At 52.3% G+C, this 9,869-nt stretch carries 10 protein-coding genes; 1 reads left to right on the forward strand and 9 read right to left on the reverse strand.

Annotated elements, in window-relative coordinates:
- Positions 1–98: 98 nt before the first annotated feature.
- The 9 genes from IE091_RS18000 to IE091_RS18040 all read right to left on the reverse strand — a co-directional run bounded on the left by IE091_RS18000 (position 99) and on the right by IE091_RS18040 (position 9,102).
- Positions 99–1,757 (reverse strand): S8 family peptidase, encoded by a 1,659-nt coding sequence (locus IE091_RS18000; RefSeq protein WP_189464284.1) that lies wholly within the window; start codon positions 1,755–1,757, stop codon positions 99–101.
- Positions 1,758–1,759: 2 nt separating this feature from the next.
- Positions 1,760–2,833, reverse strand: coding sequence for an AAA family ATPase (locus tag IE091_RS18005; RefSeq protein WP_189464285.1), 1,074 nt, complete (start codon positions 2,831–2,833; stop codon positions 1,760–1,762).
- Positions 2,834–3,511: 678 nt separating this feature from the next.
- Entirely contained in the window at positions 3,512–4,372 is an 861-nt protein-coding gene (locus IE091_RS18010) for a hypothetical protein (protein ID WP_189464286.1), read from the reverse strand.
- A gap of 435 nt (positions 4,373–4,807) precedes the next feature.
- Positions 4,808–6,601 (reverse strand): DUF927 domain-containing protein, encoded by a 1,794-nt coding sequence (locus IE091_RS18015; RefSeq protein WP_189464287.1) that lies wholly within the window; start codon positions 6,599–6,601, stop codon positions 4,808–4,810.
- Positions 6,598–7,590, reverse strand: coding sequence for a toprim domain-containing protein (locus IE091_RS18020; RefSeq protein WP_189464288.1), 993 nt, complete (start codon positions 7,588–7,590; stop codon positions 6,598–6,600). The genes IE091_RS18015 and IE091_RS18020 overlap by 4 nt, the downstream gene beginning before the upstream one ends.
- On the reverse strand, positions 7,583–7,900 hold the full coding sequence (locus IE091_RS18025; protein WP_189464289.1) for a hypothetical protein: 318 nt from the start codon (positions 7,898–7,900) through the stop codon (positions 7,583–7,585). Before IE091_RS18025 ends, IE091_RS18020 begins: the two co-directional genes overlap by 8 nt.
- Complete coding sequence (locus tag IE091_RS18030; protein ID WP_189464290.1) at positions 7,893–8,444, reverse strand: hypothetical protein; 552 nt, start codon at positions 8,442–8,444, stop codon at positions 7,893–7,895. The genes IE091_RS18025 and IE091_RS18030 overlap by 8 nt, the downstream gene beginning before the upstream one ends.
- A gap of 137 nt (positions 8,445–8,581) precedes the next feature.
- Positions 8,582–8,803 (reverse strand): hypothetical protein, encoded by a 222-nt coding sequence (locus IE091_RS18035; RefSeq protein ID WP_189464291.1) that lies wholly within the window; start codon positions 8,801–8,803, stop codon positions 8,582–8,584.
- Positions 8,800–9,102, reverse strand: a complete 303-nt coding sequence (locus IE091_RS18040) for a helix-turn-helix transcriptional regulator (protein ID WP_189464292.1) — start codon at positions 9,100–9,102, stop codon at positions 8,800–8,802. The genes IE091_RS18035 and IE091_RS18040 overlap by 4 nt, the downstream gene beginning before the upstream one ends.
- A gap of 406 nt (positions 9,103–9,508) precedes the next feature.
- Between IE091_RS18040 and IE091_RS18045 the strand changes: the two genes are divergently transcribed.
- Entirely contained in the window at positions 9,509–9,808 is a 300-nt protein-coding gene (locus IE091_RS18045) for a hypothetical protein (RefSeq protein WP_189464293.1), read from the forward strand.
- Positions 9,809–9,869 lie beyond the last annotated feature (61 nt).

Raw genomic sequence — 9,869 nt, forward strand, 5'->3', positions numbered from 1 at the left:
ATGTTGGGCATGGCACTGTCTGGGTGAATGGCGATAATGGCTATATTGCCATGCAGGTCAGTGGGTTAGAAGTGCTTCCGGGGGCCGGTCTCACGGATTCAGGATATTTCTACCGGATTCTCTTTAAATCTTCCCCAACCAACTTCCCTCCTGTCCATTCGATATCTCGTGCCTGCGGTATGCACCAAAAGAGACTTAATTGCTATAGAACTCATATCATAATCAGAAATAGCGGCTAGTCCTGCCGCAGCTCGGAGAACTAGTGGAGCTGAGTAACTTGTTCCTTTAACACCCACTACTGAGCTTGCGAAAGGGTTATAAACTTTAAACAATTCCGCATCACTACCACCATATGCAACTCCGTCAGGCTTAACATAACCAGGACTACGACCGGGCCCTACACAGCTATAGGATGCTCTATTCCAAATTTCACCTGATAAATCGCAAGACCCTATGGCCATTGCATTCACCATATCACCTGGAGGTTGAATCCTATCGGCCCCCTGAATATCCCCATCGTTACCCGCAGCCACTGTCATTAATATTCCATGCCGCACACACAGCTGGTCTAGGCAAGCCGTCCAAGCATGCACTTCATCATCGTATATGGGCATACGAGGCCCTAAGCTAAGATTTACAAACTTATAATCTCCAGCATCCAGCACATCTATGATTTTTAATAAAACATCATACAAATCCGGATCACTGCCACTACCAGGAGAAATAACCCGATAATGATCAACATTAGCATAAGGTTGTTTCAGTACATCACCATCACCTGATATTCTGCCGAATAAAAATGTTGAAGTGACTTCATTACCATGCATTATGTAGTTAGCGTTAGTTGATTCTGTATCTTCCCAAACTATTTCTTCGGCCCAGTCACTTAAATCTGCGGAACCGAGACCACCATCAAAAATCGCCACTTTGAAGCCCTGTTCAACTGCTTGAGCACTTGGCAATTTTATATCAGGAAAGTCTAATGGTGATCGCATCGCATTAGGCATTGCAGATCTGAGCTGAGGCATTTCTCTAGCAACTCGTATGAATGAGAAATTCAATATCTCTCTAAGCTGTTTTTCAGTGGCCTTTAAAGGAAAGAAAGTTAGTGCTCCTATTTGTATTTTTTTCCGATAAACAGCTTCACCACCCCGCTTTTTCACATAATCAACGAAGGCATCTATAATATCTTCTTCTTTATGCCCAGCATGCAGAGCAACTTCATAAAGACGAACCGTCTCAGAATCACTCCCTAATTCACCTTTATATTTATCATCACTACTCACCCATCGAATTTTCTCAATTTCACTGATTTCTTTCTTAACACCCTTATTAGCCATCCCATTTTGCAGAATAGAGCGCATCACTCTTATACTTTCCATGCCTCCCGCGACATACAAAGAAGCGGTACCTAACTCCTTTCCAAAATCAGACTTACGTGTAACTTTATTTGGGGTTATAACAACTTCTTTGCTTCCAACATCTCGCATACCAGCAGCTCTTAAAAGAGCATCGGGGTAATAACTTTTCGCTATAAAAGAGGGATGTAACACTAATTCAAATATAGCCTCTCCTCGAGGCTTAGCGTCAGATTCCAGATTAGAGACACCAGCTTCAACTTCTGCCAACTCGGAATCCAATCGCTCCCGTACTTCATCAAATGTATAAGGATAATTTTTACCACCACCACCATTTTTAAATGGTGTTCTCAAAGACAACTTTTCGCCACGCCCTAACAACAAATTTCTATCAGCCATTCTCATACACCCCCTTTATTGTTAACAATCTTTGAGATAGTTGGATGACTCATCCCAGTAAGCTCAGCAACTTTTCTCCTAGAAATACCAGCAGAAACTGCACCTCTTATTGCGCTTGACCTCATATCAGGATTATCCAACACATCCCCAAATATCGCTTGCTTGAAGACAGCATCATCTAAAGACACATCTTCCAAAACACTCATTTTTTTAGCTGCAGAAGCAATTTTATTCAAGTCAGAATATGATTTATTGCTCATTATACATGATATTTTGCTTGCTATTTTCTCACTAACACCTAGCTGCTTAAAATAATTTTCAACAGATTCTTTATTTGGCAAATCAAACTCAACGACTTTATCAAATCTTCTCCATATAGCCCTATCAAGCAACTCAGGATGATTTGTGGCTGCAATCAATAAAGAAGTAGAAGGCCACTTATCAATGGCTTGCAACAAGACATTCACTAAACGTTTTAACTCACCAACATCTCTGTCATCATCACGCCTCTTAGCAACTGCATCAAACTCATCTAAAAATAGAACACATGGCATTGAAGCTGCATAATTGAAAACATTTTTTATATTCGCACCAGTCTTTCCTAATAGACTTGACATAACACTGGACAAATCAAGTGTAAAGATTGGCAAATTCATTTTTTGTGCAAGCCAAGAAGCTCCTAAGGTTTTCCCTACCCCGGGCGGGCCTGTAAACAACATCGCCTTGATTGGCTCTAATCCTGCTTCTAATAGTTTCTTTTCATGCTTTCTTTCATTTATAGCCACTTCTAATTTATCTGCAATACTCTTACTCCAAAGCGGTTCTTCTTTAAGCACCACATGATATTGTTCTGAAAGGAGACTTGCGCTGCTTTCACGGTCTGTCGGTGGTTGCTTTTCAGTGCCCCTCAGAGTATGCGGACTGGCCACAAGCTCTAATAATTTTTCTGCCACTTCAGGATTTGTCTTGCGAGTGCTACTCACGAACCGCCGAGCAAGAAGCGTAAACCCTGCTGAGTTACCGGCTACTCCTTGCTGAAACAGAGCAACCAATTCCTGCTCACTAATGGAAATCATTATCCCAACCCTCAAAATGGTAACGAAACATCAATTTTGGTAATCCTAGCACCCAATATGGAAAGCATAAAGTGATTTCTATGGATTTTCGTAGCCCTCCTCCAGAGCTCGTCTAGCGGAAAGCTCAACGGCCAAGTCTAGCCATCAGGGCCAGATGATGAGACCTGCGCACCCAGCTCCACGGGGTCAAGAATTGAATTTTTCTTAGCAAAACCACCAAAAACTAGTCATTCCCAAAACCCAGCGCACTGTTTCAAACAAATGTGAAGCCATAACCACGCACAGGATTTTCACAAGGCCTTGCACGGTTTAATAAGGAAAGTCTTAATTGACTTGCAATTAACCCTAGCCACCACGGCAGGTGCTTCTCTTTTTATGAGCTCCCTAAAGCACACAAATCCGCATGATTTCGCATGACTCCCATACACCCAAAACCCGCCTACAGCCCAGCAACAGCGGGCTTTGGCCCATTTTACAGGGTGCATGAAGAACTACCCCACAAGCAAACACCGCAGGCGGGTGGGGGACAACGCGCCGTAGGGTGCGGCGGTCTGGGGGGCCTGCCACCTGGCAACCGTGCCATATAGCCGCTGTGTGCCGCTGTAAGCCGCGTTCGTGCCATACAAAGAGAAAGCCCCGCACGGTGGCGGGGCTGGTGATAGCGAAGCAGCTAGGCGCTTAGGCTTTGTCTATCTCCTCCAGGTTAGGAATGACATCCATTTTTTCTTCAGCCTCGGTCACGCGCTTCCTAACACCAAGGAAAGAACGGAACTCGCTAGGATCGGCTTCAAAATCCAGCTTGGGATACTTTTCGGAGTCCTCAACTTGAATTGTGGACAATTTCTCAGGGCGATAGCTCAACAGTAGCTCACCGACAGCCGCGTATTGCAGGCGTTTCAACTGCTGGTCATTGAGGTCTCGGTTACTAAGCTCTCTCTCGATCCTAGAAAACAGCGCAGGGAGCGTTTCATAGAGCTTTTCCGCGATCCCTGATTCAGCAAACTCCTTTGCCACTGCCAGCATGGTGTTGTGGGCTACATAGTCATAGAGCTGGTACTGGGCTACGCCCAATGAAGTCCTGGCATAGTGGGTATGTACCCTGAGCCACGTTACTTGCGGCTCTAGCAGCTCGATCATTTCACGCTGCTGCTCGGCCTCGATCTGCCAGTTGGCCTTTTGCTTTAACTGGTCTCGAACTGCCTTGCTCTGTTTGCCAAAGCCATTCAAGAAATCACGCCGCCATGAGGCGTTTGTCTCCTCCTGTTGGGCTTCCAGAGCGCTGACGGCCTTACGTAAGCGCTCCAATTCTCGGCTTGCCGTTTCGAGGCGCTCACGGCGGTTTAGGTAGGCCCTGCGCAAGGGAGGTATGCGGTCTCGCAGGGTCTGCTCATCCACTTCATGGTATTGGCTGGGCACTTCCATGTATTGAAGAAACCGTGGCTTTCCAACGTCTTTTTTCACTGGCTGAGTAGGTGCGTTCATCGTTTCGGCGTCGCTCTTGTTGCTAGTGGGCTGAGTGTTAACGGCTGGTTGGTTCATCAGGCCCTCCATTGGGCGGTTGGTGTGCAGGCTGAGGATGTGGAGCCAAGGCCCCACGGTTGGGAAAACGGAAGCAAGTAGAAAAGCGCCTGCCAGGAAGGGGGAGGGTCGCGGCGCTGAGATGGACAGCCAAAGTTCGGATGGCGAACAAAGCCTCCCCCCTATAATTCCCCTGACTGTTTTCAAAAAGGCGGGCAACGTGGCAACAGCGGTAACGCCATTGATTTAATTGATTATTTTTTTGGCAACCTGTAGCCGCTTTTTTAAAACGGCAACGCACAGACACAGGGGTTATATAGATATAAAGATATGTGTTGCCTTTGTTGCCACCTCTCTTATTAATAGGCAACACCTGTAACCCGCATGGTTGCTGGGCGTTGCCGATGTAGCCAGTGTTGCCACAGAAACTAGGTTCACGTGTAAAAAGCCCCTGCATCATTCGCCCCCTCGCTCGCCATCCAGCTTGTCGGGATCGATGACGAAAAAGCGCGTGCTCCCTCCTCCTGGCAGGCGGTAGTTTTTCTGGCGGCGGCCACTGTCGGTTTTGGCCAGCACGCTGTAGGTTTCCAGGGTGCGTATCACACGGTCTCGGCCATAGCCTGCGGCGGCTTCGGTCAGCGAGGCGCGGTTGAACAGGTAAAGGCGCTTGCCGTCCTCGATCTCGTAATACCCTGCCCGGTGCTTGATGCTGGAATTGGGTAGCTGGGCGGCGATGTCAGAAAAGCGGCTATCCCCATGCATGGCGATAAAGTCCGATAGCGCGCTAAGTATTTGCCGATCTTCTGCGTTCCCGTCGCCTACCCTAGCCACCCACTCACGGAATAGCTGACGGCTGGCGTTGGCGGCGGTGCCCTCCTCCCACGGCAAAATGCCGTAGGTGGTCGCCAGCTCGCCCGCCAGCCCAATGATGGCGAAGCGATCCGCTACCCTGCCCGCCTGGGGGCCGTCTGAGTTGAATCCTTCCCGTACCTCAGCAAACCGCCGATAAAAGTAGTCGGGGTCGGTTTCCTTGATTAGATGCTCCACAAAGGCGGGGCCTACCCGGCCAAAGTGGTGCGCTGTGGCCGTGGTCAGCTTTCTGTGGAAGGTGGCCCCGCTCATGCCGTGAACGTCATCGAACGCACGATAAGCTCGGGTGCCTGCGTTTACGTCCACCATGCGCAGCTCTGCCCCGGCGTGGGCCGCATTGCCGGAGATGGCCGCGTGTTCAGACAGCGAGCGCTCCCCGCTGGAAAGCGCCAAAACACGCCAATAGAGCTTGGGCCGCCCTTCCCGTTCGCGGGTCATGGTGCCCTTGCCCGTGCCGTTGGCGATGGCGTAGGCCATTTCTTGTACCCGCTTGGGGTCGGCGCGCTTGATCTCGTCCAGAATCAGCACCGTGTCGTTACGTGACGATGCCTCGATCTCGATACCACCCCGCGACATATCCCACGACGCGGCAAAGCGGCTGGGGTCGCCCCACACCGTGGCGGCCAACGCCTGGGCGAGTGACTTACCGCTGGAGGAGTCGCCCACCAGATGCACCCCGCCCCCATTCACCCCCACTTTGGAAAGCAGCGGGCCAGCCAGGGCGCAGCACACGGAGAGGATCAGTACCGGGTTGCCCTGGCAGAAGTAGGCCAGCTCACTTTTCCATCCCTCCAGGGTGCCCCGTTCTGAGAACAGGTGAGCGCCTTTGCCGCTGTCCTGAAAGCGAACGTCCTCACCGCCTAGAATGCGGCTCGGCAGCACAAAGGCGCCACTACGCTCGTGCCATCCTGGCTTAGTCGTGGTCGCCAAGATGCGCGTCAAGCCGTGATAACTGGCGATATAGGCAGGCACATAGCGGCGCTGGTGGTAGTCCACCTCTAGCCCTTGGCGAAGCAAGGCTTTCAACACCTCCTCGCCTTTGCCCGCGAGGGCTTCCATGGGCATGACGTACTCGATGGCATGGCCACGATGCTTGAAGCGCAGCAAGCGGCCAACGCTGCCATCGTCGCTGTTGATCGTTTCCGCTTTGACGTACAGCGGCGCGCATAGCCAGAGGTCGAACGGCTGGCCTGCCTCGTCGCTGTTGGTGTGCTTGATGCCGTGATACCAAGTACCCGCCCGGTACTGTTTGCCCTCTACCATGGTGGGGCCTTCGTACACGGCGTAGCTGGGGCGCTCTAAGGTGTCGATCTTGGGCGCGGTCGGCTTGCCCACCAGGGCAAGGTGCGCCTGCTGTTCGCGGGTGGGTTGCTCGCTCATGTGGCGTTCCTTTGCTGGCGATACCAGCGAGCTAGGTCGTTAAAGTCGCTGAGTGAGGTGGGGGCGTCTTGTGGCCATACGGGAAACAGCACCAGGGCACCCACGGCCAGCGCTGCCGCATTGGCGGCGGTGCGGCCTGGGTTGCCGGGGGTCATGCGGTCGTCATCCCCAGCAATCACTAAGTCGAGGGCGTCGTATCGGTCGCGTAGGGTTTCGGCCACGGCGGCGAGGTTGCCCGCATTCATGGCACACGCCACGGGTTCGCGGGTGTGGGCGTGTAGGGTGGCCCCGGTGGCCCACCCTTCACACACGAATAGCTGTCGGCCTGCCTGCACCTTTCCAAGGGGCGCATACGCGCCCCGTACTCGGCCACCTTTCAAAAAGCGCTTGTGGCCCTGCTGGTCGATACATTGCAGGTTGACCAGCCTCCCCTCCGCATACAGCGGCACCAGGAGTTGGCCTTTCGAGGATTGGCGCAGGTGGTACGGCTCGATCCCCTTATCCAGCAAGTAGGGGTGTTCCGGGTTGGCGGGGCCAGACGATTGCCAGAGCCGCTGTGCCGCCTGAGCGGCACGTTCCTGGGCTGCTAGGCGCTCGGCCTCGACCTGCTGGCGAAGCTGGCTTTTGGTAGGCACCTCGCAGGGCTTGGGTAGCGGCGCGTTAGACGCGCCTACCCGCTGAAAAATGCCAAGCCCAAGCTGTTCGTCGATCAGCCTAGCAGCGTCCACTTGGCGGCAGCCGCGAAGGTAGCTCAGCAAAGAGACGAGATCCCCGCCGTGGGCGTCTTGGTCGGCAAAGTCATTCCACTTGCCCGACACCAGCGACACACCAAACGAGCCGGGGCAGGCATCGACGCGGGCCGTATTGCGGGCCACCCACTCACTACCCTGGCGCTGCCCATCGGGCAGCCACTCAGCCAATAGAATTTCAGCGCTGTTCAGAGCGACGGCGGCGACCTGCTGAATTTTTTGGACGGTCGTCTTAGCCATGGCGCACCCCCTTCCTGGCAGGCGTGGCTTGGCCTTTGGCCACGCGGCGGGCAGCCATGAGCAAATCGAGGGAATCGGCTAACAACAAGCGAGTAGATAGCGCGACGTGAGCTAAATCATGTGCATCGGCGCAAGCGCCCGGTGCGTCGAGCGTGCTTAACGTCATCATCAGATTACTGGCCGCTTCCAGTCGGGTTTCGCACTGGTCGAATAGATCGTCTGCTTTGGCACGAGGATCAATCAGTAGGCACTCGGCCTCGGTCAGGCAAAGCGCATCTTCCAGGCGTGGGGTGTGGGTCGTGTTAGGCATGATCCACCCCCTCGACGCACAGGCGTTCTAGCTCGATGAGGAGTTGGTCATGGTCTTGATAAGAAAGGGCATTGAGTGCGCAGGCCATGCGAGCCATGCCTAACAACTGGTGAAGCTGTTCAGGCTTACGGTTCACACGATAAGCGATCAGTTTTGCACCGATCAGCGCGGTAGAGACTTGCGAGGGGGAAAGCTGGGTGTGCGTAGACGCACCTTGGCTGTGGTTGGCCATGGGTAAGACTCCTTCGTGTTTGGAGTCACCAACAACCGTTCTCACGCGATTGGAGGCGACTGTACGCAGGGTGAGAAACCGGCCACAAAGGAAACCGGCCACGCCGAAGCGTGCCCACGCACAGCCGCCATAACGACACATTACAGGTACAAAAAAAGCGCCTGCAATGGTAGGGGCGCTGTAGCGCCTTTGTGAAATCGGGTTCTCACGCCCGGCTGTAGATTTTGCTACAGCACGGCCATGATAAGCATTCCTGGGTGTTCCTCGCAAGCTTTCGAGGCAGCAAATTTCGCTTAATTTGATATTCTGCATGGGCACCTTTCTTTTGCTTTCCGTCGGCTCCATCGCCCCCCAGCGCTGGAGCCTTTTTCGTTTTTTGGGCAAAACCTCCCCCTACCCGCTGGGCCTGAGCCCAGCAGCGTTACCGCTGGCGGTTAGGGTTTAGGGGGTTAGCAGTCGGTTTCGATGATGCCCGACGAGTGCTTGCTGAAACGCTGGGTGCCGCTCTGGCCGTTCAGCAGCTTGGCGTAGATCTTCCCAGAGCTGCCCTGGCGAAAGGTTTGGGCGTTGGGTGTGCGCATTGCATCCATCATGGCGGTGGACATTTGCACCACGTCTTCAGCGGTGAGTTGCAGCGTGGTGCCGTTGATCGTGACTTCGAACTGATTCATGGGCGTTGCTCCTGCGGTTGGCCAGTCATGCGTAGTGGTGTGGGGCAGTTTTTCAGGCGTTGGCGTTTACGCTGTTCCAGGCAGTGGGCAATCCAGCTATCCACCTCCTCCTCCAGCCACGCGACGCTCTTACCGCCGATGGGCACCGGGGCGGGAAAGGTGCCCTGGCGAATGCCGTCATAAATGGCCGAACGGCTCTTTCCGGTCTTCTGCTCTACGTCTTTACGGCGCAACAGTCGATTGCCCAACGCGATCTGGTTTACGGTCTTGAAGGTGGGTGCTTGGGTGGCCTCGGTCATGAGTGTATGTCCTCGCGGTGTCGTTCCGGGCGAATGCTCCAGTAGCCCGACAAAGCTTGACGCCCATGCCCCACCCTTGCCAGCAGGGCTGGGTGTAAGAGGCCCCTCTTACAACGCGATACAACATTTGGGCTTGCGCAGGCACAAAAAAACCGCTGCGGGGTGCAGCGGTGTAGCGAAAAAAACCATTACAAACAATGACTTGATTTTTTTGCAAACAGAATAAAACGATTTACTCAACTCATAGCCAATCATTAATAATTAATTGTTTAAAAAAACGTTGACTAATAAAGCTTGATTATAAATAGAATGGCATCTTAAAAATTACCCTAAGCAAGATTGACTCACGGTTAAAAAAGGAAGCAATATAAAGTTTTAAAAAGCCAATAACACTGGATATTTAACCATGGAAAATAACCATAGAATACCATTTGGATATTTCAGCACATCTTTTCAATTCCAGAATAACTCACTTAAAGAGCTACCAAAAATGGGGGAAACGGTAACTCCAGAAGAATATGAAGCAAGCATGAAAAACAAGATTTATTGCCCCTCATGCTCTGTGCCTCTTATAAAAATACCTAATGAAGATAGCATTACAACCTCAGGTATGAGTTCACATTTTAGGCACAAACAAGGCTATAAAGATGACATACCGTGCGACTTAAGGAAACGCTGCATAAATCCCGTCGGAGCTGCCTCATAGCCACCGACGAGGTAAAATCTGACCTGTCGTCCAACACCCGCTGACAGAGCCACTCCGATGA

The sequence above is a fragment of the Vreelandella hamiltonii genome (assembly GCF_014651775.1).
Classification (GTDB): domain Bacteria; phylum Pseudomonadota; class Gammaproteobacteria; order Pseudomonadales; family Halomonadaceae; genus Vreelandella; species Vreelandella hamiltonii.